Origin of the sequence: Oxalobacter paeniformigenes, assembly GCF_027158465.1 — a bacterium.
Classification (GTDB): Bacteria; Pseudomonadota; Gammaproteobacteria; order Burkholderiales; family Burkholderiaceae_D; genus Oxalobacter; species Oxalobacter paeniformigenes.
On record NZ_JAMKYL010000001.1, the window covers coordinates 395,780 to 418,904 of the forward strand.

14 protein-coding genes are annotated in these 23,125 nt (G+C 58.4%); 2 read left to right on the forward strand and 12 right to left on the reverse strand.

All coding sequences use genetic code 11. From position 1 onward, the window contains the following. Positions 1 to 8 precede the first annotated feature (8 nt). From NAI64_RS01855 to NAI64_RS01910, 12 genes are all read right to left on the reverse strand, one after another. Positions 9 to 3,110 carry a multidrug efflux RND transporter permease subunit gene (locus tag NAI64_RS01855; protein WP_269297212.1) on the reverse strand — a complete coding sequence of 1,034 codons (3,102 nt, stop codon included), beginning with the start codon at positions 3,108 to 3,110 and terminating at the stop codon, positions 9 to 11. A 12-nt stretch (positions 3,111 to 3,122) separates the two neighbouring features. Beyond that, positions 3,123 to 6,224 carry an MdtB/MuxB family multidrug efflux RND transporter permease subunit gene (locus NAI64_RS01860; protein ID WP_269297213.1) on the reverse strand — a complete coding sequence of 1,034 codons (3,102 nt, stop codon included), beginning with the start codon at positions 6,222 to 6,224 and terminating at the stop codon, positions 3,123 to 3,125. Positions 6,225 to 6,236: 12 nt separating this feature from the next. Continuing rightward, positions 6,237 to 7,595 (reverse strand): MdtA/MuxA family multidrug efflux RND transporter periplasmic adaptor subunit, encoded by a 1,359-nt coding sequence (locus NAI64_RS01865; protein ID WP_269297214.1) that lies wholly within the window; start codon positions 7,593 to 7,595, stop codon positions 6,237 to 6,239. Between the two features lie 403 nt (positions 7,596 to 7,998). Further along, complete coding sequence (locus NAI64_RS01870) at positions 7,999 to 8,883, reverse strand: hypothetical protein (RefSeq protein WP_269297216.1); 885 nt, start codon at positions 8,881 to 8,883, stop codon at positions 7,999 to 8,001. 57 nt (positions 8,884 to 8,940) lie between these two features. Next, positions 8,941 to 9,807 (reverse strand): hypothetical protein, encoded by an 867-nt coding sequence (locus NAI64_RS01875; protein ID WP_269297218.1) that lies wholly within the window; start codon positions 9,805 to 9,807, stop codon positions 8,941 to 8,943. Positions 9,808 to 9,852: 45 nt separating this feature from the next. Continuing rightward, a complete protein-coding gene (gene preA / locus NAI64_RS01880) occupies positions 9,853 to 11,109 on the reverse strand; it encodes an NAD-dependent dihydropyrimidine dehydrogenase subunit PreA (RefSeq protein WP_269297219.1) in 1,257 nt (418 codons plus the stop codon). 11 nt (positions 11,110 to 11,120) lie between these two features. Next, positions 11,121 to 12,353: an FAD-dependent oxidoreductase gene (locus tag NAI64_RS01885; protein ID WP_269297220.1), complete on the reverse strand. Its 1,233-nt coding sequence runs from the start codon at positions 12,351 to 12,353 to the stop codon at positions 11,121 to 11,123. A gap of 153 nt (positions 12,354 to 12,506) precedes the next feature. Next, positions 12,507 to 14,114 (reverse strand): sigma 54-interacting transcriptional regulator, encoded by a 1,608-nt coding sequence (locus NAI64_RS01890; protein WP_269297221.1) that lies wholly within the window; start codon positions 14,112 to 14,114, stop codon positions 12,507 to 12,509. Positions 14,115 to 14,502: 388 nt separating this feature from the next. Further along, on the reverse strand, positions 14,503 to 15,792 hold the full coding sequence (gene oxlT / locus NAI64_RS01895) for an oxalate/formate MFS antiporter (protein ID WP_269297223.1): 1,290 nt from the start codon (positions 15,790 to 15,792) through the stop codon (positions 14,503 to 14,505). Between the two features lie 1,239 nt (positions 15,793 to 17,031). Continuing rightward, the gene (locus tag NAI64_RS01900) at positions 17,032 to 18,135 is read right to left on the reverse strand and encodes a porin (RefSeq protein ID WP_269297225.1); all 1,104 of its coding nucleotides are present in this window, start codon (positions 18,133 to 18,135) and stop codon (positions 17,032 to 17,034) included. A 632-nt stretch (positions 18,136 to 18,767) separates the two neighbouring features. Next, positions 18,768 to 19,304: a cysteine hydrolase family protein gene (locus NAI64_RS01905; protein ID WP_269297227.1), complete on the reverse strand. Its 537-nt coding sequence runs from the start codon at positions 19,302 to 19,304 to the stop codon at positions 18,768 to 18,770. Positions 19,305 to 19,316: 12 nt separating this feature from the next. After that, the gene (locus tag NAI64_RS01910) at positions 19,317 to 21,899 is read right to left on the reverse strand and encodes a heavy metal translocating P-type ATPase (protein ID WP_269297229.1); all 2,583 of its coding nucleotides are present in this window, start codon (positions 21,897 to 21,899) and stop codon (positions 19,317 to 19,319) included. Between the two features lie 139 nt (positions 21,900 to 22,038). Here NAI64_RS01910 and NAI64_RS01915 point away from each other — a divergent pair, with 139 nt between their 5' ends. Further along, positions 22,039 to 22,431, forward strand: a complete 393-nt coding sequence (locus NAI64_RS01915) for a winged helix-turn-helix transcriptional regulator (RefSeq protein ID WP_269297231.1) — start codon at positions 22,039 to 22,041, stop codon at positions 22,429 to 22,431. 113 nt (positions 22,432 to 22,544) lie between these two features. Then, positions 22,545 to 22,889: a hypothetical protein gene (locus NAI64_RS01920; RefSeq protein ID WP_269297233.1), complete on the forward strand. Its 345-nt coding sequence runs from the start codon at positions 22,545 to 22,547 to the stop codon at positions 22,887 to 22,889. The last annotated feature ends 236 nt before the right edge of the window (positions 22,890 to 23,125 follow it).

Genomic DNA, 23,125 nt, shown 5'->3' on the forward strand with positions numbered 1-23,125 from the left:
GTGTCGTTTCAGGCCGTTTCCCCTTTGGCGCGGGCGGCTTTCTTGTCGGCGGCGCGCTTGCGGAAGCGGTCAAGATACAGATAGACGATCGGTGTCGTGTACAGTGTGAGCAACTGGCTCAGAATCAGGCCGCCGACGATGGAAATCCCCAGCGGAGTGCGCATTTCCGCACCATCGCCGTGACCCAGCGCCAGCGGCAGGGCGCCGAACAGGGCGGCGGTCGTGGTCATCATGATCGGGCGGAAGCGCAGCAGGCAGGCCTGATAAATGGCGTTTTCAGGCGAGAGACCGTTTTCGCGTTCTGCAACCAGCGCGAAGTCGATCATCATGATGGCGTTCTTTTTCACGATACCGATCAGAAGCAGCACGCCGATCAGGGCGATGACCGAAAATTCCGTACCGGCGATGATCAGCGCGAGCAAGGCGCCGACACCGGCTGAGGGCAGCGTGGACAGAATCGTGACCGGATGGATGAAACTTTCATAGAGCATGCCCAGCACGATATAGACGGCAACGAGCGCCAGCGCGATCAGCAGCGGCTGGTTTTCCAGCGATTCCTGGAAGGTCTTGGCGGTACCCTGGAAACTGCCGACGATGGAAGATGGCATGCCGATATCGGCAAGCGTCTGTTCGATGGCGACGGTGGCATCCGACAGGGAGTTGCCTGGCGGCAGGTTGAACGACAAAGTCGAGGCGGCGAACTGGCCCTGATGGTTGACCGACAGCGAGGTGTTCGTCGGCTCCCAGCTGGCGATCGCCGACAGGGGCGTCGGGCCGGCCGTCGGGGTCTGGATATAGATGTCCTTGAGCGATTCGGGATTTTGCCAGTATTGCGGCGCGACTTCCATGACGACCTTGTACTGGTTGAGTTCGTTATAGATGGTGGAAACCTGCCGCTGGCCGAAGGCGTTGTACAGCACGTCATCGACATCCTGTTGCGTCAGACCCAGCCGCGACATCGCATCCCGGTCGAAAGCGAGCATCGTCTGCCGGCCTTTCAGTTCCTGGTCGGTATTGAGGTCGGCCAGCATCGGCAGTTTGGCGAGTGCGCGGAAAGCCTTGGGCGTCCATTCGCGCAATTCGTCGAGATTGTCGCCTTGCAGGGTGTACTGGTATTGCGCATTGCTCTGGCGTCCGCCCATGCGGATATCCTGGACGGATTGCAAAAAGAGCGTCGCGCCGGGTTCGTTGGCGAGTTTTTTCCTCAGGCGGCCGATGACTTCGTCCGCGCTGATCTTGCGTTCGGAGAGCGGCTTGAGGCTGATGAACATGCGCGAGGTATTGGTCTGGCTGCTGCCGGTATAGCCGGTGACCTTGTCGATGGCAGGATCTTCCTTGATCTTTTCCATGAAGGTTTTCATCTTCGCCTGCATGGCCTGGAACGAAATGCTCTGGTCGGCGCGGATGACGCCGAACATCTGGCCGGTATCCTGTTGCGGGAAAAAGCCCTTCGGTACGATGATGTACAGAAAGATGTTGAAACAGACCGTGGCGACAAGAATCAGCAGGGTGATGCGGCGGTGGTCGATGGCCCATTTGAGCGTGCGCCCGTAGGCGAGCTGCATGTTCGTGAACAGGTGTTCGCTGGAATTGAACAGGCGGTTCAGGCGTCCGGGTTTCGGTGTCTTGTCCTTGCGTTTGAGCCAGAGGGCGCACAGCATCGGGGTGGTCGTCAGCGAGATGAAAAGCGAGACCAGAATCGTTGCCGAAAGCGTCACGGCGAATTCGCGGAACAGTCGCCCGATGATGCCACCCATAAGCAGGATCGGGATGAACACGGCGATCAGGGAGATACTGATCGACATGACGGTGAAGCCGACTTCGCGCGCGCCTTTGAGCGCCGCCTCGAACGGTTTCATTCCCGCCTCGACATGCCGCATGATGTTTTCCAGCACGACGATCGTATCGTCCACCACGAACCCGCTGGCGATGGTCAGCGCCATGAGCGAGAGATTGTTCAGCGAAAAGCCCGCCAGATACATGACGGTGAAAGTCCCTACCAGCGAGACGGGGACGGAAATGGCGGAAATGGCGGTGGCGCGGAAATTCCGCAAAAACAGAAAGACCACCAGAATGACCAGCGCCACCGAAATGATGAGGGTGAATTCGACATCGGCCAGCGAGCTGCGGATCGTCGGGGTACGGTCCATGACGACATTGACGTCGATGGCTTCCGGAATCGCGGCCGAGAGCATCGGAATGGCGTCGTAAATCCGGTCCACCGTTTCGATGATGTTCGCGCCCGGTTCGCGGAAAATGATGATCATGATGCAGGGTTCACCGTTGACCATCCCCATGTTGCGGACATCCTGGACCGAATCGGTGACATCGGCCACATCGGAAATGCGGATGGCGCGGTTGTCCGTATGATGGATGATGAGCGGCATGTAGTCGCTGGCGGTCTTCGCCTGATCGTTGGCTTCGATTTTCCATTTCACATCGTCATTGCCGACGAAACCCTTGGGACGGTTGACGTTCGTATCGTTGATCAGGTCGCTGATTTTTTCCATGCTGATGCCGTAGCTGGAGAGCTGCTTCGGATGCAGTTCGATACGCACGGCGGGTTGCGAGCCGCCACCGACGAACACGTCGCCGACGCCTTCGAGTTGCATGAGTTTCTGGGCGACGATGGTATCGGCGGCGTCGTACATCTGGCCGCGGGTCAGCGATTCGGATGTCATCGACAAAATCATGATCGGCGCGTCCGCCGGATTGATCTTGCGGTAAGTCGGGTTCGATGGCATGCCTGTCGGCAAGAGGGCGTGTGCCGCATTGATCGCGGATTGCACGTCGCGTGCCGCGCCGTCGATATTGCGCTCCAGCGCGAACTGGAGCGTGATGTCTGTCGAACCGAGCGTGCTGACGGAGGTGATTTCACTGATACCGGCGATACGGCCGAGGGTGCGTTCCAGCGGTGTGGCGACAGTCGCCGCCATCGTCTCGGGGCTGGCGCCCGGCAGCTTGGCCCTGACGCGGATCGTCGGAAAATCGACTTGCGGCAGCGGCGAGACCGGCAACCAGTTGAAGGCGACGATACCGGCCAGCATGATCGCCAGCGTGACCAGAACGGTGGCGACAGGGCGGCGGATGAAAATTTCGGAAAATTTCACCGGAAGCCTCCGTCACAATCCGGCAGAGCCGTCGATGGCATGGGTCGCCGTTTTTTCAACCCGTCTGGCGAGCCTGTCGAAGTACAGATAGATGACCGGCGTGGTGAAAAGCGTCAGCACCTGGCTGACCAGCAGGCCGCCGACCATCGTCAGGCCCAGCGGGTTGCGCATTTCCGAACCGATACCGGTGGCGAGCATCATCGGCACCGCGCCCAGCAGCGCCGCCATCGTCGTCATCATGATCGGACGGAAACGCAGCAGGCAAGCCTGATAAATCGCCTCGCGCGGGGACATGCCGTGATCGCGTTCGGCCACGAGCGCGAAGTCGATCATCATGATCGCGTTTTTCTTGACGATACCGATCAGCAGGATGATCCCGATGATGCCGATGACCGACAGGTCGTTGCCCGTCATCATCAGCGCCAGCAACGCACCGATACCGGCGGAAGGCAGGGTGGACAAAATGGTGATCGGGTGGATATAGCTTTCATAGAGGATACCCAGCACGATGTACATGGTGATCAGCGCCGCGACGATCAGCCACAATGTCGAGGACAGCGAAGACTGGAAGGCCATCGCTGCGCCCTGGAATTGCGTCTGGATATCCGGCGGGATACGCATGTCCCGTTCCGTCTCGAGGATGGCTTCCACCGCTTCGGAGAGCGATGAACCCGGCGTCAGGTTGAACGAAATCGTCGCGGTCGGGAATTGTCCCATATGGTTGATGACCAGAATCGAGGGACGGTATTCGATCGAGGCGACGGCGTCCAGCGGCACGAGCGTGCCGGAGGATGTGGCGACGTAAATCCCCTTGATGGCCGACGGGTTTTGCCGTTCGTGTTCCTGCACTTCCAGCACGACACGGTACTGGTTGGTCTGCGTGTAAATCGTCGAGATCAGTCGCTGGCCGAACGCATTGTACAGCGCGTCGGCGACATCGCGCGTCGAGACACCCAGACGGGAGGCCGTATCGCGGTCGATATTGACATAGGCCATCTGGCCGTTTTCCTGAAAATCTGTCGCGACATCGGTCAGTTCCGGCAATTCGCGAAGGCGGTCGATCAGGCGCGGTACCCATCGGGACAAATCGTCCTGTGTCGTGGCCTGAAGCGTGAACTGGTATTGCGTGCGGCTGGAACGGCTGTCGATGCTGATATCCTGTACCGGTTGCAGGTAAAGCGTCATGCCGGCGATCTCCGAGGCCGCTTCCGAGAGACGGTTCATCACCGTATGGATGTCGTCGCGTTCGCCCTTCGGTTTGAGGTTGATGAGCATTTTGCCGTTGTTGGGCGCGGCATTCGTGCCGTCCACCCCGATGAACGACGACAGGCTGACGACGGCCGGATCTTCAAGGATCTTGTCGATCAGTTTTTCCTGCTGGCGGCCCATTGCGGAAAACGAAATGGACTGCGACGCTTCGGAGACGCCCTGGATGACGCCGGTATCCTGTACCGGGAAAAAGCCTTTCGGAATGACGATGTACAAAAGCCCCGTCAGGACGATTGTACCCAGCGCGACGGCAAGCGTCAGTTTCTGATGGTCGAGCACCCAGCGCAGGCCTTTGGCGTATTCCTCGATGATGCGGTCGAAAAAACGCCCGCTGGCATGGAAAAAACGCCCCTGTTTTTCTTCGGGAATATGCTTGAGGAGCCGTGCGCTCATCATCGGCGTCAGGGTCAGCGAAATCAGGGCGGAAATCAGGATCGCCACCGCCAGCGTGACCGCGAATTCGCGGAACAGCCGCCCGATGACGTCACCCATAAAGAGCAGCGGAATCAGCACGGCAATCAGGGAAACCGTCAGCGAAATGATGGTGAAACCGATCTGTTTCGAGCCTTTCAGGGCCGCTTCCATCGGGTTTTCGCCTTCCTCGATATAGCGCGCGATGTTTTCGATCATGACGATGGCATCATCCACGACGAAGCCGGTCGCAATCGTCAGCGCCATGAGCGAAAGATTGTTGATCGAAAAGCCCGACAGATACATCACCCCGAACGTGCCGATCAACGACAGCGGCACGGCGACCGCCGGAATGATCGTCGCGGTCAGATTACGCAGAAACACGAACACGACCAGTACGACCAGCGCCACCGACATGACCAGTTCGTGTTCCACATCGGCCACGGATGCGCGGATCGTCACCGTCCTGTCAGAGAGGATTTCCACGTCGATGGCGGCAGGCAGGCTGGCCTGCAGTTGCGGCAACAGTTCCTTGATACGGTCGGCCACCGCGATGACGTTGGCGCCAGGCTGGCGCTGCACCGTCAGGATGACCGCCGGTTTGTCGTTCGCCCATGCAGCCAGACGTGCATTTTCCGCGCCGTCGATGACGGTGGCGATATCCTTGAGGCGCACCGGTGTGCCATCACGGTAGGCGATGATGATGTTCTCGAATTCGGCGGCCGACTTGAGCTGGTCGTTGCCGTCCACCGTCGAAGCCTGCAACGGTCCGTCGAAACTTCCCTTGGCCTGATTGACGTTGGCATTGGCCACGGCGGAACGGACGTTTTCCAGTGTGATGCCGCGAGCTGCCAGCGCCCGCGAATTGGCCTGTATCCGGACGGCCGGGCGCTGGCCGCCGCTGATCGAGACCAGCCCGACACCGGGAACCTGCGAGAGTTTTTGCGCGATGCGCGTATCGGCGAGGTCTTCCAGTTTCGTGATCGTCATCGTCGGCGAGGTGACCGCGATCGTCAGAATCGGCGTATCGGCCGGGTTGACCTTGTTGTAAATCGGAGGATTGGGCAAATCCGTCGGCAAGAGATTGTTCGCCGCATTGATCGCCGCCTGCACTTCCTGTTCCGCCACATCCAGCGTCTGCGACAGCGTGAATTGCAGCGTCACCACCGAGACGCCCTCGGAGCTGGCGGACGACATCTGTTCCAGCCCCGACATCTGCCCGAATTGCCGTTCAAGCGGTGCCGTGATCGTCGATGCCACCACTTCGGGACTTGCGCCCGGATAATACGTCACGACCTGAATCGTCGGGTAATCGACTTCCGGCAACGCCGATACGGGCAACAGCTTCCAGGCTACCAGCCCGGAAAGCAGGATAGCCACCATGAACAAAATGGTAGCCACCGGACGGAGAATGAACGGGCGGGAAGGATTCATGCCGGCACCCGATTACTTCTTCGCACTGTCGCCCGATGGTGCGGGAGCGGCGTTTCCGGACGCCTTGCCATCTTGCCTGCCATCGTTTCCGGCGGCCACGGACGGGGTGGATGCCGCCTGGCCAGTAGCGGAAGCGTCTTGCGGTGCGGCGGTTTTGTCCGGTGCGGCGGTTTCAGGTGCCTTGCCATCCTTTCGGGCAGCTTCAGGCGATGCGGCCGGTTCGTTGGTATCGGCTGTCTTCGGACGGATGATCCGGATTTTCGAGCCGTCGCGCAGCTTGTCCACGCCGTCGGTCACGACGATCTGTCCCGGTTCCAGTCCTTCCTCGATGATCGTGTTTTCGCCGGAAACCGGTCCGGTTTTGACCTGAACCAGACTGACCGTGCCGTTGTCGTTGACGCGGTAAACCGTATGACCGAGCTTGCCCAGCTGGATGGCGACCGTCGGCACGAGAATCGCTTGCGGACGGGACCCCAGATGCAGGCGGACATTGACGAACTGGTTCGGGAACAGCCGGTTGTCCGTATTGGCGAATTTGGCCTTGATGCCGATGGTGCCGGTATCGGTATTGAGCTGGTTGTCGATCGCCAGCAATGTTCCTTCGGAAAGCAGATTGCGGTTTTCACGATCCCATGCCGAAACCGCCAGTTTCGGATTGCCGGTATAGGCTTGCAAGAGCTGGGTCAGATCGACTTCCGGAATCGAGAAAAAGACATTGATGGGCTGTTCCTGCGTAATGGTGACGATCCCGTTGGTATCGGTTGCATGGACGATATTGCCCAGATCGACCTGTCGCAGACCGACACGCCCGGAAATCGGCGCGGTGATCCGGCTGTATGTGAGCTGGAGTCGCGCATTGTCCACGGCACCCTGATCGAGCTTGACCGTGCCTTCGTACTGTTTGACCAGCGCTGCCTGTGTATCGACCTGTTGTTTGGCGATGGAATTCTGCTCCAGCAGCTGGCGGTAGCGTTTCAGATCGAGCCGTGCGTTTTCCAGCAATGCCTGATCTCGCATGAGCTGCCCTTCGGCCTGCATCAGTTCCGCCTTGAACGGGCGCGGATCGAGTTCGGCGAGCAGCTGGCCCGCTTTCACCAGCTGGCCTTCCGTGAAATGCAGTTTGACGAGTTCCCCATCGACACGGCTGCGTACCGTCGTGGTGTAGGTGGAATCGACGGTTCCCAGCGCAAGGATTTGAAGCGGTGCATCTTCCTGTACGACAGTCGCCACCCGGACGGCGGCCGCACCGCCACGCGGTGGCGTTCCCCGGTTTTTCGCGACGATCCAGTAAATGCCCCAGATCACGACGATGGCGAACAGACAGACGATGGCAATCAGAAAAGGACGGCGGAGTTTGACTTTCTTCAGCATAAAGACACCGTGATGACCGGTTGGTAAACGTCCTGACCGGCATACATCCCGTCACGGCCGATATGCACAGGATCATCGGAAGCACTCCGGCGGCATGGCGCAGGTCGGACAAGTTTCATCGCATTGTAATTCCATCCCCCGTATGCGAACAGGGGCGGACCAAGAGCTGTTACAAGGCGTTACAAAATAGCTGTCAACCGTTATTCATGTGTTGAAAAAAGCCGACAGCCATATGCAGGGACGATCATGTAGCGTTTTCCTGCCCGTTTTCCGTGCAGTGGCGGCAAATCCCTGAAACACAAGGCGATTTCGTGCCTTTGAACAGACTTTTCCACAGAAAACGGGGACAAGGGAGGCGGCAAGGCAGAATCCGGCGAAGGGGCAAGGCATTATGGATGCCGCCTTATCCCCGCAATACAGGGTAGCAGCGCACGAGGTAGCCCATGCGGTCGATGAGGCAGCGGGCCTTGCGGGTGGTGACGAGGGTGTCGGGGGCTCCGGCGAGGTAGCCTTCGCCGACGGGGTGGGAAAAGGTGAGGGTGAGGCGGTGTACGCCGAGGCGGGTGCCTTGTTGCCGGGCGAAGCGGGATGCGGCCATGGCGCGGATGGTGTCGGGGTCTGTTTTTTCCGTCCAGCGGGCGGCGTCGCAGGGCAGGCCCCGGATGCCGTCGGGGGTGATGCCGGTGGTGGCCCAGCGGCGCATGGCTTGAAGCGGCTGGCTGGCGTCATGGCGCGCGAGTTCGCGGGGCAGGTTGATGCCGTGTCGCACGGGCAGTTCGGGCAACGATTCGCCGTTTTCGCCGGTTTCGGTGCCGATGTGTGAAAAGAGGGTGTTGGCGAAGGCCTGTCGGTCGTTTTCGCGGTAGCGGGCGGTGTCGATGGTGTCTGGCGGGGCGCTGCCGGTCAGTTCACGGCGGATGATGCTGAAGAACAGGCGGACGTCGGTATTGATGGGGATGCTGTACGATGGGAGTATCCAGCCGGTTTTTTCGCTGCCGGTAGCGAGGTAGCTGTCGAGTGTGGCGAGGATTTTGTCGCGGGATGTCGGGGTGAAGCGCGCCCAGACGGGGCGTATCCATTCGTCGGCAAGATGTGCGATGGCGTCGGGGTCGCGATAGTCACATGCGGCGAAGGCTTCGGTTTCGGTGTCGGTCAGGCTTGCCAGTTCACCCAGCAGGTCGCCCAGAAATTCCCAGTGGGTTTCCTGTGTGCCGGGTGCCGGTGCTGGCGGCGGGATGTCCAGCCATTGGATGAGGCGTGCCAGTGTGTTTCGGATGATGCCGGGCATGGTCGCACCGTCGGGTGATGGATGCCGCCGCAGGGGGTATGCGGCGGCGTGTGACGGTTATTTGAGGATGGGGTAGTTCGCCAGCAGGTTGCCGAGTTTGTCGAACAGGAAACGGGCACGGCGGGTTTTGGTGGGGATGGTCGTTCCCTTGAAAAAGCCGATGCCGATATCGTTGTCGAAGGTCAGGGTCAGGCGGTCGACGTACAGGCCGTTTTCCTGGAGCTGCTGGAATTGGCGCAGTGCCAGGTCGTTGCCGTAGTACATGTCGTCGTAGCTGAGCCATTTGGTGGCGTCGGACATGAGGCCACGGATGTTGTTGGGGCGGATGCCGGTGGTGGCCCAGCGTTTGAGTTCGTCGAGTTTGCGTTCGGGCGAATACCATTCGAGCAGGTCGGTACGGACGGTGCCGATACGTTCGGGGCTGGCGTAGTAGGATGTGTCGGACCAGTCGGGGCGTTCGGCCTGCTTGTACAGGGAGTTGATGAATTCCGGGCTGGTGTCTTCCTCGTATTCTTCCGGGTCGATGGGGTCGGGGAAGTTGGAGAGGAAGAATTCCTGCCAGATGACGGTGTAGAACTGTTTGGACGAGATGATGGGAATGGGGACCTGGAAGGCGTTGATGATGCTGTCGAGTTCGCTTTCGGGCTGGTGCAGGTACCATGCGAGGGTATCGCGGATGCGCAGCCGGCTTTCTTCGGTGTAGAGGTAGAAGTCGGGCATGATCCAGGGTTGCAGGAAGTAGCGCAGGGCGACGGTTTCGGAAAAGTCGCGTTTGGCGAATTCGATGATTTCCTCATCTGTCGGCAAGATGAGTTCGCCGAGGATGTCGCCCAGGAAGCCCCAGTAGTATTTTTTTTTCCGTTCTTTTCCCCACAGGTGGCTGCGGTAGGCCTTGAAGAAGCTGGAGATGGTCATTTTTCCCATGATGGCTGTCCTGTTGTCTGGTGTTTGAGAGTGATTGTATCGTGTTTAGCGGTAGTGTTGTTTGATGAGCAGGGGGTGTACCGGGCGGTTTTCCTTGAATACGGCCTGGTCGGGGCGGATGCAGTCGGTGACCGGACAGACGTTCAGGCACAGGTGGCAGCCGACGCAGCGCTCGTCGTCGATGGTCGGGGTACGTGTGTAGTCGTCCCAGTCGATGGCCTGGTGGCCGCCGTCCTGACAGGAGACATAGCAGCGTCCGCAGCCGATGCAGCGGGCGGCGTCGATTTTCGGGATGAGCATGAAATCGCGGTCGATGTCGTCTGCCGGCACGATGTTGGGTAATGCCTTGCCGACGAGGGCCGATAGCCGTTCGATGCCGTTTTCCGCCATGTAGTGCGACAGGCCGCTTGTCAGGTCGTCGATGATGCGGTAGCCGTATTCCATGACGGCGGTCGTGATCTGGACGGTGGATGAGCCGACGAGCAGAAATTCGAGGGCGTCGCGCCAGGTGACGATGCCGCCGATGCCGGAGACGGGGACGTTCGCCAGTTGCGGGTGCTGTTTCATCTGGGTGATGAAGCGCAGGGCGATGGGCTTGATGGCGGGGCCCGAGTAACCGGAGATGGATGACTTGCCGTTGACGACGGGCATGGCGGTCATGTGGGTCGTGTCGATGTTCGTGATGGCCTTGACGGTGTTGATGGCGGCGATGCCGCGTGCGCCGGCCTGTACGGCAGCGATGGCCGGTTCTTCCATGTGGCCGATGTTGGGGGTCATTTTCGCCAGTACGGGCAGGCGGGTGGTGCTGCATACGGCTTCTGTATAGCGTGCGACGAGTTCGGGACTCTGGCCGACGTCGGAACCCATGGCCGATGAGGTCATTTGCGGGCAGGAGAAGTTGCATTCGATCATGTCCGCGCCGGCGTCGCTGACTTTTTTCGCCAGTGTCTTCCATTCATCCTCGTCGCTGCCCATGATGGATGCGATGATGACTTTTCCGGGATATTCGCGTTTGAGGCGGCGTATGCTGGCGAGATTGGTTTCCAGCGGCTTGTCGGAAATCATTTCCATGTTCTTGAAGCCGGTCCAGGGGCCGCCGGGCATGCCGGTCGTGTCGAATCGCGGAGAGCATTCGTCCGGGATGAAGATGCCGAGCGTTTTGTAGGCGACGCCGCCCCAGCCTGCCTCGAAGGCACGGGCGACCATTTCGTAGTCGCTGGATACGGGGGACGAGGACAAAAAGAACGGGTTTTCGCAGTGAACGCCCAGAAAGTCGATGGAGAGGTCTTTTTTCAGCGCCATGGTGTGTCTCCTCAAAGTCGGGTTTCCGCCAGGGGTGTTTCGCCGATGGCTTCCAGTATGGCGGCTGCCGCGCGTTTGCCGGATGCGATCGCCGCGACGACGGTGGCGCCGCCGTTGGTTCTGTCGCCGCCCGCGAACAGGCGCGGGTGGACGGGCAGGCTGGCGATGTCTGGCTGTTGTTCCTGACCGACGGCGAGAATGATTTTGTCGGCGGCCAGCGTCATGTGCGAGATGCCGTCGGCACCGGTGAAGTCGATGGCGGTGACTTTGCCGTTTTCACCACGGATGGCCTTGGGGAAAAATTCGGCCAGTACCGGAATGCCCATGTTGACGGCCAGCAATGTTTCGGCCATGTTGGCCGATGCGAAGGCGATGGGGCGGCAATAGACGAGTTTGACGTTGGCGGCCAGGAGGGCGGCGGCGGTGGTGGCGCAGTCCATGGCTACGTCGCCGTCGCCGATGATGACGATCCGGTTGCCTGCTTCGGACGGTTTTTCGAGTCGTGCGGTTTTGAGCCAGTTTAATGCGTGGCAGACGCCGTCGAGTTCCTTGCCGGGCAAATCGAGGGTTTTGGGTTTCCACAGGCCGGTGCCGACGAAAACGGCGTCGTATCGGGTCAGCAGGTTGTCGATGTCCTGGCTGGAGATCGGTGTGTCGCAAAAGAAGGAGATGTCGAGATCGTCCAGACGGGAGAGGTCGAAATCGACGATTTCCTGCGGGAGCCGGAAAGGCGGGATGCCCAGCGAGAGCATGCCGCCCGGATGTCCGGCGGCTTCCATGATGTCAACATGACAGCCTTCGCGCGCGAGGGTGACGGCACAGGCCAGCGAAGCGGGGCCTGCACCGATGCAGGCGACTTTTTTTCCGTTGGTGTCGGCGCCGGTCAGGATGTGCATGTCCAGACGTCGTTCTTCATCGGTGATGAATCGCTGGAGTTTGGCGATTTTGACGGGTTCATCGAGTCGGGCACGGATGCAGGCACCTTCGCACAGCTCGTTGGCGGGACAGATGCGGGAACAGCTTGCGCCCAGCGGGTTGTTTTCGCGGATGGTTTCCGCTGCGCCTTTGATGTTTCCGAGACGCAGGGAGCGGATGAATCGGGCGGGATCCGTACCGGCGGGGCAAGCGCGGCTGCATGGTGCATCATGGCAGAGCAGGCAGCGGGATGCCTCGGCGATGGCGGCACGTGCATCGAAACCTTTTCCCAGTTCACGGTTTTCCATGACACGGATAGTGCGGCTCATACTGTTTCCTTCTTTTCCGGATGGCAATACCGTCAGTATAAGGGAAAGTGCGGGGCACGTGACATACCGTACCGCATGCTGACGGCAAACCGTTTGTATCCGCGGGCGAAAGTGTGTTTTCCGGGAACGGAGGCCGTCGGCAAGGGAGGATTTTCAGCCGGCGATGGCCGGTTCGGTATCGGGCTTGTCACGGAAAGCGTCCGCGTCGATGCCGAGTTTTTTCAGCCGTGCCAGCAGGGTGGTGCGTTTCAGTCCGAGCATCGCGGCCGCACCGGATTTTCCGCCGATCTGTCCGCCGGTGGCGCGAAGGGCGGCGATGATGGCATCGCGGTCTGTCGGCGGTACGGCAGGCGCTGCGGGAGCCGGTGGGGGTTCCGTGACGCAGATCGCCGATGGCATGGATGACGTGGTGAAGTTGAGCAGCGTCTCCGGCGTGAGGTTCAGTACCGGGCTGTCGCCGGTGAGAATGACGGCGCGTTCCATGACGTTTTCGAGTTCGCGGATATTGCCGGGCCATGGCAGGCGGGTCATCATGGCCAGGGTTTCGCGGGGGATCGTCGTGATGTGACGTTTCATCTGGCCGGCGTATTTGCGCACGAAGAATTTGGCCAGAAGCGGAATGTCTCCGGCCCGTTCGCGAAGCGGCGGAATCGTGATCGGAAAGACGTTGAGACGGTAAAAAAGGTCGCTGCGGAAAGTCTTGTCCTCGACCTTGCGTGCCAGATTGCAGTTCGTCGCGGCGATACAGCGGACATCGACGGGAATGACGCCGGTACTGCCCAAACGGCGGATCTGGTGTTCCTGAAGGACGCTTAGCAGTTTCGGTTGCAAGTCGAGCGGCATGTCGCCGATTTCATCGAGGAACAGGGTGCTTTTGTCGGCCAGTTCGAAATGCCCGATGCGCCGGTTCATCGCGCCGGTAAACGCGCCTTTTTCATGACCGAACAATTCGCTTTCCATCAGTTCGGACGGAATGGCCGTGCAATTCATCTTGATCATTTCGCGGTCACGACGGTCGGACATGTTGTGGATGGTCTGGGCGACCAGTCCCTTGCCGGTACCGGTTTCTCCCTGAAGCAGGACGGTCGCGTTGCTGGATGCGACGATTTCGATCTGCTTGAGAATGGCATGGATCGCCGGGCTGTCGCCGATGACATCATGCAAGGCACTGGGGTGACCGTTTCCGGAAAGGACGTTTTCATCCGTCATGGGATTGCCGTGTCCGGACAAATCACCGCCGTTTCTGGACTGGATGACGTCCAGCGCGCCGGAAAGCCGCAGGGCGACGCGGGCGAGCAGTTCCATGATGTCCGGCGAAAAGCGCGAATGCCGGAAACTGCCGATCGCCAGCGATCCGAGCAAAATGCCGTTGGCGACCAGCGGAATATGAAGCAATACCTGAAGTCCCTGCTGGAGCAGTGCATCGATAAAAGGGTATTTGCCCGTGTTTTCAACCATGACCTGACGGTTGAACAGGATGGTTTCATGGTTTTGCAGCGCTTTTCCCAGCGTCGAGGCATGCAATGATTTACTGACGTTGCTGTATGAGCGGTGATTTTGCCGGTCATACGTGACGGAATGGGTATTGAGCCGGATCGCTTCCGGATCGTATATTTCCAGGCTGATGTAGTCGAGTCCGAAGAATGCATGCAGATAATCGGCGGTTTCGCTGGCCAGATGCGGAATGTCACGAACGGCCATCACGGCGTCTGTCAGATCAGCCAGAAAATGGAAATAGTCGTGATCGTGAGGGTCATCCATACTGTATAAACCGTTACGACGGCTGGGAAATGCTGTCATGTCCTGAGCGTTCCTTATGGATTACCGGAAGCAGGTTGCAGCCAGACAGGTCAGGTTGTCCAGTATGATGGAGCGATGCCTGTATCGGTGGGACTCTGTTTTCGATAGGATGAAATATGTTGTGATATGCATAATTGATATTTTACCATATGTTTTGGATTTCCTGTGATGCAAAGGTTCTTTTTTTACAAAGGCTTTTTGCGGAAAGAGGAAAAGGGCTGATGCGGGGTGTGCCTTGGCGGTATGGAGCGGACTGGCGGGGCAGGAACAAAAAAAACGGCAATACGTTTGTATTGCCGTTTTGAAGTTTTTGGGAGCGGGAAAGTGGTTTCCCGTCTCCGTCAGAGGATTACTTGGCTGCTGCGGCAGCTGCTGCTTCCTGAGCTTCGATTTCCTTGTTGTTGTTTTCGATGAAGCGTCTGCGCCATGGTTTCAGGACGAAGAACGACAACAGCGAGCAGGTGGCAGCGATACATGCCGACAGAATGAAGGTACGGTTCCAGTTACCGCCTTTAGCCAGACCGGCAGCCAGCGGAACGAGCAGGGAAGAAGTACCTTTTGCGGTGTACAGCGTACCAGCGTTACCGGCTGCGAACTTCGAACCGAACGTGTCGGCACACATGGATGGGAACAGCGAGAAGATTTCACCCCAGCATGCGAACGTCATAGCAGCGAAGAACATGAAGCCGAGTGGCTGACGACCCCAGAAGACCAGACCCAGCAGAGCCAGAGCTTCACCGCCGAAGACGACGAGCATCAGGTTTTCACGGCCGAAGTGGTCGGAGAGGTAACCCATGATAGGACGGGTTGCACCGTTACAGATATTGTCGATAGACATTGCCATCGTCAACAGTGGCAGGGTAACGCCCAGGCAGGTGACCGGGATCTTGTCGAGACCGTAGTCGCGGGAAACCGGGCCGAAGGATGCCGTTGCCATAATACCGCCGGAAGCAACACCGACGAAGCAGATGTAGATGAGCCAGAACAGAGGTTCGCGCAGCATCTGGGTCTGGGAATAGTTCTTCTTGGAAGAAATGACCTTCGGAATGGCTTTCGTTCCCGGTGGCAGTTTTGCACGAGGCATGAACAGTGCGCAAGCGGTAATGATAACGCCCTGGATGATACCGAAGACGAAGAATGCCTGTTCATAGCCGGAGCTGTTGATCATGTTTGCAACCGGAATAACGGTAACTGCAGCACCAGCACCGAAACCGGCAGCGGTTGCACCGGCAGCCAGACCACGTTTGTCCGGGAACCATTTCAGGGAGTTACCGGAACAGGTACCGTAAACAGCACCGGCGCCAGCACCCGTCAGAACCTGTGCGAAATACAGGAAGCCCAGGTTGGAAGCGTAGGAACAGAGAATCCAGCCGATGGTACTCAGAATAGCACCGAAGATAATGACCGGACGCGGACCGAATTTATCGACGCCCCATCCTTCCAGAGGAACCAGCCAGGTTTCAAAGAACAGGAAGATGGTGAACGACAACTGAATGGCCGTACGGGCCCAGTGATATTTGTCTTCAATCGGCGCAACGAACAACGTCCAGCCATACTGGCAGTTCGCGATCGTTGCCATACAGATGATACCAAGAGCTAGCTGCACCCACCGATTTGGGTACTTTTCTTGTGTAGCCATAGATCTACTCTCCTAAATCTAACTTTCCAGAAAGGAAATACTTTTCTGCAAACACGCCTTCTGGTTTGCCATAGAAGAAAACATGTCTGACAGTACCGCTCTTTGCAAAAGAAACAAAGATCGGACTGTATTCTGCATTTTTTGTGCCAGCTCAAGGGTGGGGGCGGAAAAATGCTGGCGAATTTTGACCTTGGTCAAGAGTGCTGAAAAATTGGCATGGAATATGCATCATGAAGATCGGACTGAGATATCAGATCTATTCTCTTTTTTCGAGAGGACTCGCCGAACGGGAGTCCTCTCTTTTTTTTGTATTGTTCCCGCCGGAAATATCTGATGGATGACTGACAGGGGGCGGTCTTTTTTTTCGTTAAAAAACAGGATGTTCCTTTTGCAGCCTGTTGTCAATATGTATGCGCCTTTTCCGGGCTTCGCGCACCGGTTTCTCTCTGTGGCGCAGCCTCTTTCGGCGGGTGTCGGACGTGGTGGAAAGCGGGTGGTTTTGTCAGGAATCGCCTTTTTTCTTTTGGCCGTCTTTCGCCCAGGCTGGTGAGGTTTCCCCTGTATTGCCGGTGTCTTTCAGGTGTCAAATTGCTGTTTTTGGTGTCATTGACGTGTCAATTGTCACGTCAATGACACCAAATTAACGCTTTTTGACAGTTGAAAAACGTGCTGGCGCTGCCATGAGTGCGGCGGGTCGGGGATGGATGCGGTCGTTTTCGAAGTTTTTCTGTAACTTTCTGTAACAACGAAACGGTTGCATGAATGACCGGTTCGGTATCGATGCCACGATAAATAGGGGGTGAGGTTCGCCGATTTCCGTCAATTTTATCGAATCTGGCGGTGTCTTGGTGCCGTCGATATGGCGGTGCTTCTGATGTCGGTGCCGTCACGATAGGCGGGTGTCCTGATTGTATCTGTGATGGTATGACCGGGTATGCTATTGGCGGGGCGATGTCGTGATACGGTGGGGAATGGCGGGTGCTTGTCGCTTGCGCGTGTGGACTGTGGCGGACGGCTCGGATGCTGTCGCCCGTGGCAATGGTGATGTCCTGATGACCTGTCGTGTCGTGACGCTCCGGATGGAGTGCCGATTTCGGCGGGATGTGCCGGTGTGTGCCAGTATATTGTGCGACTGTCCGGAATCAGGCGGTTTTCAGGGGGGGGCGATGGGGAAGCGGATGGGGAAAATCGGGGAAACAGGGGATGGCGTCTGTTTCCCCGGTCAGGGAAGGCGGGTGATCAGAAACGATGGGCAATACCCAGCTGGACGCCGGTGACGGAGTCGTCGGCGACATGGTTGCTGTTGTAGATTTCACCGACGAAGTTGTTGTCGCTGTCGGTGTAGGCGACCATGGCATACAGGCTTGTCCGTTTGGACATGTCGTAGGTGTAGCCTAACGAGTATTTGTTGGCTTTGCCGTCATAGTCGCCGTGGCTTTCGACTTCGCCGCGGTTGTACGAGAATTTGACGGTGTGCGGTCCGGTATTGTATTGCAGACCGACGAGCCAGTCTTTCTGGTCGATGTTCATGTCGGCGATGCCCAGGGCGCGTGCCGCCGCGCGTTCGACGGTGGTGTCCTGATAGCCGACGGAAACCTTGAAGCCTTGCCATGTCCATGCGCCACCGATGTCCCACAGGCGCGAGTTGTCGGAGTCGGCGATGCGTTCGTAGTTGGCAGTCAGCATCAGGGGGCCGTTATCGTATTTCAGGCCGATGCCGAAGCCGTCGTTGCCGTAGTCGTCATAGCCGCCCGTATCGTTGCCGTAGATGCCTTCGCCGTTGCCGTGATGAGTGTCATTGCCGAGGGTGTAGCTCAGGTTGAGGCTGAAGCCTGCCCATGCGGGACTGTCGTAGCGGACGGTGTTGGCGAGTTCTTCGGAGTACAGCAGGTTGTATGCGCCGAAGGATGAGCCGACACCGTAATAGATGAACGGGTCGAGTGCACCGAAGTTTTCGATGGCGATGTCGTTGACGCGGCCGAGCCGGAGTGCGCCCCATGTGTCGCTTGAGAGCCCGACGTTGGCGGCTCCCTGCCAGTCGACGCCGTCTTCACCGTTGTCGGCGCCCTGAAGTTTGTCCAGCGCGTTGTTGCCGGCGATCCGCGTGCCGTTGTTGAGGTTGAATCGCCGTTCGAGCTGGAAGGTGGCTTTCAGTCCGGAGCCGAGGTCTTCGGTTCCCTTAAAGCCGATGCGGCTGTCTTCATTGCCGCCCATGCGCACGTCTGAGCCGCTTTCCTTGATGAGGCCGGTATCGACGAGACCGTATATCGTGACGTTGGTCTGGGCGTGTGCCGCGCCTGTGCAGGCGCCGAGTACAGCCAGTGCTATCAGTGTTTTTTTCATGTTCGTCCTCTTTCGTTTTTTCGTTTTGCTTTTGAAATGCACCATGCCAGGGCGTCGAGGGAAGGTGTCTTTTCCATGGCATCTGCATGTGTTTTTATTTAGAAATATGTGGCGGAAGCCGGCAAGTGTCGTGGCGGACTTTTTTCTTTCCGGAAAGTGTTTTGTTGCCAACAAACAACGAATTTTCGGTTGGCATGAATCATGCAACATATCTTGGTTGCACCTTTGTTTTTTTGTTGTTTAATTTGTTGTTTTTAAACAAAAAAACAGGTTATTCCGATGTGCATTGATATGGTGCACGCGGCACCGTGGTGGTGCATCCTTGATAAAACTGGCCTGGATTTTCAGTTTGTTGGCTATAAATGATGAGATAATGAAAAATTTTGCATTTTTTGATTTTTTGTTTGAAAGGTCATTTTTCGCGTTTTTCTGGGCAGGCCGATTCAGGCAAAGGAAGGATGACGGGGGTGTTCTGCAGTCCGTTATGGCGGAATGGATGGGGCAGGAAAGGGGTGGATCGGGCAAAACGGTATCTATGTCATGCCGAAGGACTGGTCATGGTTTGGATTGACGTGTTCCTGCCGGTGGTGACCGGCAGGAACGTGTCGCCGGTGGCTGATTCCGGTAGCGGATCAGCCGAGGGCGTGAATGCTGTCGGTGACGGTCGTGATGTCGCCGAATCCGTAGAGTGCCAGCTGGTGAACCATTTCGGTTTCCGCTGTGCAGCAGTCCGACAGAATGACGGTACGGATGTTTTCCGCATGGTGTGAAATGGCGGTGAGTCCCACGCAGTTTTGGGTCTGCATGCCGCAGAAGAGGGCTTCGCGGATACCCATGTCGGCCAGCAGCGCGTTAAGACCGGTTCCAAAAAAGGCGTCGGTATGATGTTTGACGATGACAGGTGCGTCGGGCAGGGCTTCGACCAGCGCAGGATGGAGTTGTACGCCGGGTGTGTCGGGGACGAAGAAGCGGGTGAATCCCAGAGCCGGATCAACGATGTGCTGGACGATGATGATGGGGATGGCCTGTTTTTTCGCGCGCTCGATGGCGGAAAGGATGTTTCGCAAGGTGTCGTTTGCCTGCCAGAGCGGCAGCTTGCCCCCTGGAAAGTAATCGTTCTGGACGTCGATGACGATCAGGGCGCGGGACGGGGCAGATGCGGTTTTCATGGTGTGCCTTTTTCAGCGGATGCCGGTGACTTCGAAGCCTGCTTCGGTGATGGCGCCGGTCAGTGCCTGGTCTGTCACACTGGCTTGGGCCGTCAGGGTGGCGGATTTGCCGGCGAGATCGACGGTGACGGCGGAAACGCCCGGAATGGCCTTGAGAGCTTTCTCGACTGAGGCGGCGCAGTGGTTGCAGTTCATGCCTTGTATGCCGATGGTTTTTTGCATGGTGTGTTTCCTTTCGATGGTTGCAGGTAGGGGTATCCGGAAAATCTTGACGGCAGCTGGCGTGTCCGTTGCGGATTGCATGATGTCGGCGGTGGCGGATGGCCGGAAAAAGCGCAGGCGCAATGCGTTGGCGACGACGGTGACGGAGCTGAAACTCATGGCGGCCGCGGCGATCATGGGGTTCAGGGTGATGCCGGTGAAAGGGTAGAGGATGCCTGCGGCGACGGGAATACCGATGAGGTTGTAGAAGAATGCCCAGAACAGGTTTTGCCGGATGGTTTTCATGACGGCGCGGCTTAGGCGGATGGCGGTGACGGCGTCGGTCAGATCGCTCCGCATCAGGACGATGTCGGCGGATTCGATGGCGATGTCGGTGCCTGCACCGATGGCGATGCCGATGTCGGCGCGCGCCAGTGCGGGGGCGTCGTTGATGCCGTCGCCGATCATGGCGACGCGCTTGCCTTTTGCCTGAAGGGCGCGGATGGCGTTTTCCTTGTCTTGCGGCAGGACTTCGGCTTGTACGTCGTCGATGCCGGTGGCGCGCCGGACAGCTTCGGCGGTGATGGGGTTGTCGCCGGTGAGCATGAGGGTGTCCAGTCCCATGTTTTTGAGTTCGGCGACGGCGCTTGCGCTGGTGGGGCGGATGGTGTCGGCGACGGCGATGAGGCCGCACAGGGCGTCGCCTCGGGTGATGTAGAGGACGGTTTTGCCCTGTTCGGCCAGTGTGCGCGCGGTGTGGTCGATCGGTTCGCCTGTCGTGATGCCGAGTGTGTCGGGCAGGCGACGGTTGCCGATTTGGCAGTATCTGCCGCCGATCGTGCCGCCGATACCTTGTCCGGGCGTCTGGGTGTATCCGGTGACAAGGGAGAACGCAATGCCGCGTTTTTTGGCTTCGTCGATGATGGCTTGACCCAGCGGGTGGCCGGAGAGGTTTTCCAGCGAGGCGGCGACGGAAAGCAGGGCGGTTTCGTCCATGTCGCTGGTGAGGATGATGTCGGTGACGGCGGGTTTGCCTTCGGTGACAGTGCCGGTCTTGTCGAGGATGACGGTGGTGATGGTCTGGGTGGTTTCGATGGCTTCGGCGGTTTTGTAGAGGATGCCGGCGGCGGCGCCACGTCCTGCGCCGACCATGATGGCGGTCGGTGTGGCCAGCCCGAGGGCGCAGGGGCAGGAGATGACCAGTACGGCGATGCTGGCGGACAGGGCGAATGCGACGCTTTGGCCGAGCCATAGCCAGACGGCGGCGGTGAGGATGGCGATCCCGATGACGACGGGGACGAAGTAGCCGCTGACGGTGTCGGCCAGTCGGGCGACGGGAGCTTTCGACGAAGTGGCTTCGTCAACCAGCCGGATGATCTGTGCCAGCGCGGTATCGTCGCCGACATGGGTGGCTCGCATGAGGAAATGACCGCTGCGGTTGATGGTGGCACCGGTTACCTTGTCGCCGGGCTGTTTTTCGGCGGGGATGGATTCACCGGTCAGGGTGGATTCGTCCAGATATCCCGCGCCTTCGGTGATGATGCCGTCCACTGGAACGGTATCGCCGGCCTTGACGGCAAGGATGTCGCCGACGGCGACTTGTTCGGCCGGGATGATGGTTTCGGTGCCGTTGTCGATGCGCCGCGCGGTTTTGGGAGCGAGAGCGAGCAGCCGGGTGATGGCTTCGGAGGTTTTGCCTTTGGCGCGGGCTTCGAGGTAGCGTCCGAGTGCGATCAGGGTGAGGATGGTCGCTGCGGATTCGAAGTAGAGATTGCCGGCGAGGACGGCGGCGCGGGCTGTGTCGCCGTGTCCGAGTGCGTGCGCCATGCCGTAGAGGCTGGCGATGCCGGAGAGGACGGCTGCGCCGGAGCCGATGGCGATGAGGGAATCCATATTCGGCGCGCGTGCGATTAGGGTGCGGATGCCTTTGGCGAAGCAGGCGCCGTTGGCGATGAGGACGGGCAGTGTCAGCAAAAACTGGGTGAGGGCGAAAACGAGGGCGTTTTCCGCTCCGGCGAGAAAGCCGGGCAGCGGCAATCCCGCCATGTGGCCCATGCTGATATAAAAAAGCGGTACCGTAAAAAGCAACGAAAGGATCAGCCGCTTTTGCATGGCGTGTTTTTCGGTGTCGGCAGTATCGCTCGTTTTCCGGCCGGCTGCGGTGTCGCCAACAGGTTTTGTGGCATGAAGAGTCGCGCCGTAACCCGCTTTTTCGACGGCGTCGATGATGGCCTGCGTGCCGGTGATGGACGGGTCGAATGACACGCTCATGCTGTTTTTCAGCAGATTGACACTGACTTCTCCGATACCGTCAAGCGCGGTAACGGCTTTGTCCACCCGGCTGGAGCAGGCGGAACAGGTCATACCGGTGATGTCGAATCGCTTGTTTTCCATGGTGTTTTCGGCGCGCCGGGGCGTCCGGTACCGTTTGTCGTGTTGTTATTGTATCTTTTGGTGTTTTTTTCGCAAGAATGCACTTTTTTGGTATATAGTACCCAAAAAGATACTATTGTTTTTCCGCGAAAGGATGGCCATGTCCGGTATTGAAAGGGACGCCGGTGCGATACCGGAAACGGTACATTGCCCTGTCGAAGCGACGATCGCCATGATCGGGGGCAAATACAAGTCGCTGATTCTGTGGAAACTGGCGGGCGGTACCTTGCGGTTTTCGCAGCTGCGAAAGGAAGTGCCTTGTGCGACACCGAAAATGCTGACGCAGCAGTTGCGTGAGCTGGAGGCGGACGGGCTGGTGTGCCGCAAGGTGTTCGCCGTGGTGCCGCCACGTGTGGAGTATTCGCTGACGCCTTTCGGGCGCAGTATCATGCCGGTTCTCGAGGCGATGTATGACTGGGGCAGCGCGTATCTGGCGAGGCAGGGTGTGTCTGTGAATTGTTCGATGAAGGCTTTGCCGGATGGGCGGGAATGATGCGCGGTCGGTGGGGCAGGATGGTATGTGCTGGTCTGTGCGGACGGGATGGACGGGCGTTTGTCGTATCGTCCGTCTATAATGGCACGATGTGTTGAACGGGTGCGGTGTTTATGAAGTTTCTGATTCCTTATCTCAAGCGTTTGCAGTTCAAATGGGTGGTGGTCGCCAATGCGGTGTTGCTGCTGATCGCACAGTTGTCGCAGTTTTATTTGCAACAGCAGCCGGCCGAGGAACGCACGACGGTGATCATCCGCATTCTCCAGTCAAACAATTCGTCGATGTTCTGGTATCTGATCGCCGGGATCGGTTTTTTTCTGTATTACCGTTACAAGGAAAAGCAGTCGGGGTATTCGGGGCAGTTCATGGGGACTTTCTGGATTCCGCTGTCGGTATGGGTGCTCGGCATGCTGATCACGACGGTGATGACGCTCAAGTCGCTGGCGGTCTGGCTCTGATCGGCGGTTGACGCTTTTCGTTTTTCCCGGCGGTTGTGGCGGTCGCGTCGCCGTTTCGTTGTCGCATTGTCTGTTGCCGCTTTTCCGTGTTTTCGCGGGCGGATGTGTATGCCCGGTCGGGAGACGGTACGGTTGCCGTGTGCAGCGGCTGTGACGGGCGGCATCGGGACGATGGGGTAAAATACCGCGTGTCTGTTCAATTGTCGTTTCTGCGTTTTTGTCTTTCCGGTCTGTCC

Bases quoted from the DNA above. Each gene is read 5' to 3' on its own strand.
- NAI64_RS01860 (WP_269297213.1), bottom strand. From the start codon at position 6,224: ATGAATCCTTCCCGCCCGTTCATTCTCCGTCCGGTGGCTACCATTTTG.
- NAI64_RS01865 (WP_269297214.1), bottom strand. From the start codon at position 7,595: ATGCTGAAGAAAGTCAAACTCCGCCGTCCTTTTCTGATTGCCATCGTC.
- NAI64_RS01870 (WP_269297216.1), bottom strand. From the start codon at position 8,883: ATGCCCGGCATCATCCGAAACACACTGGCACGCCTCATCCAATGGCTG.
- NAI64_RS01875 (WP_269297218.1), bottom strand. From the start codon at position 9,807: ATGGGAAAAATGACCATCTCCAGCTTCTTCAAGGCCTACCGCAGCCAC.
- preA (WP_269297219.1), bottom strand. From the start codon at position 11,109: ATGGCGCTGAAAAAAGACCTCTCCATCGACTTTCTGGGCGTTCACTGC.
- NAI64_RS01885 (WP_269297220.1), bottom strand. From the start codon at position 12,353: ATGAGCCGCACTATCCGTGTCATGGAAAACCGTGAACTGGGAAAAGGT.
- NAI64_RS01890 (WP_269297221.1), bottom strand. From the start codon at position 14,114: ATGGATGACCCTCACGATCACGACTATTTCCATTTTCTGGCTGATCTG.
- oxlT (WP_269297223.1), bottom strand. From the start codon at position 15,792: ATGGCTACACAAGAAAAGTACCCAAATCGGTGGGTGCAGCTAGCTCTT.
- NAI64_RS01900 (WP_269297225.1), bottom strand. From the start codon at position 18,135: ATGAAAAAAACACTGATAGCACTGGCTGTACTCGGCGCCTGCACAGGC.
- NAI64_RS01905 (WP_269297227.1), bottom strand. From the start codon at position 19,304: ATGAAAACCGCATCTGCCCCGTCCCGCGCCCTGATCGTCATCGACGTC.
- NAI64_RS01910 (WP_269297229.1), bottom strand. From the start codon at position 21,899: ATGGAAAACAAGCGATTCGACATCACCGGTATGACCTGTTCCGCCTGC.
- NAI64_RS01915 (WP_269297231.1), top strand. From the start codon at position 22,039: ATGTCCGGTATTGAAAGGGACGCCGGTGCGATACCGGAAACGGTACAT.
- NAI64_RS01920 (WP_269297233.1), top strand. From the start codon at position 22,545: ATGAAGTTTCTGATTCCTTATCTCAAGCGTTTGCAGTTCAAATGGGTG.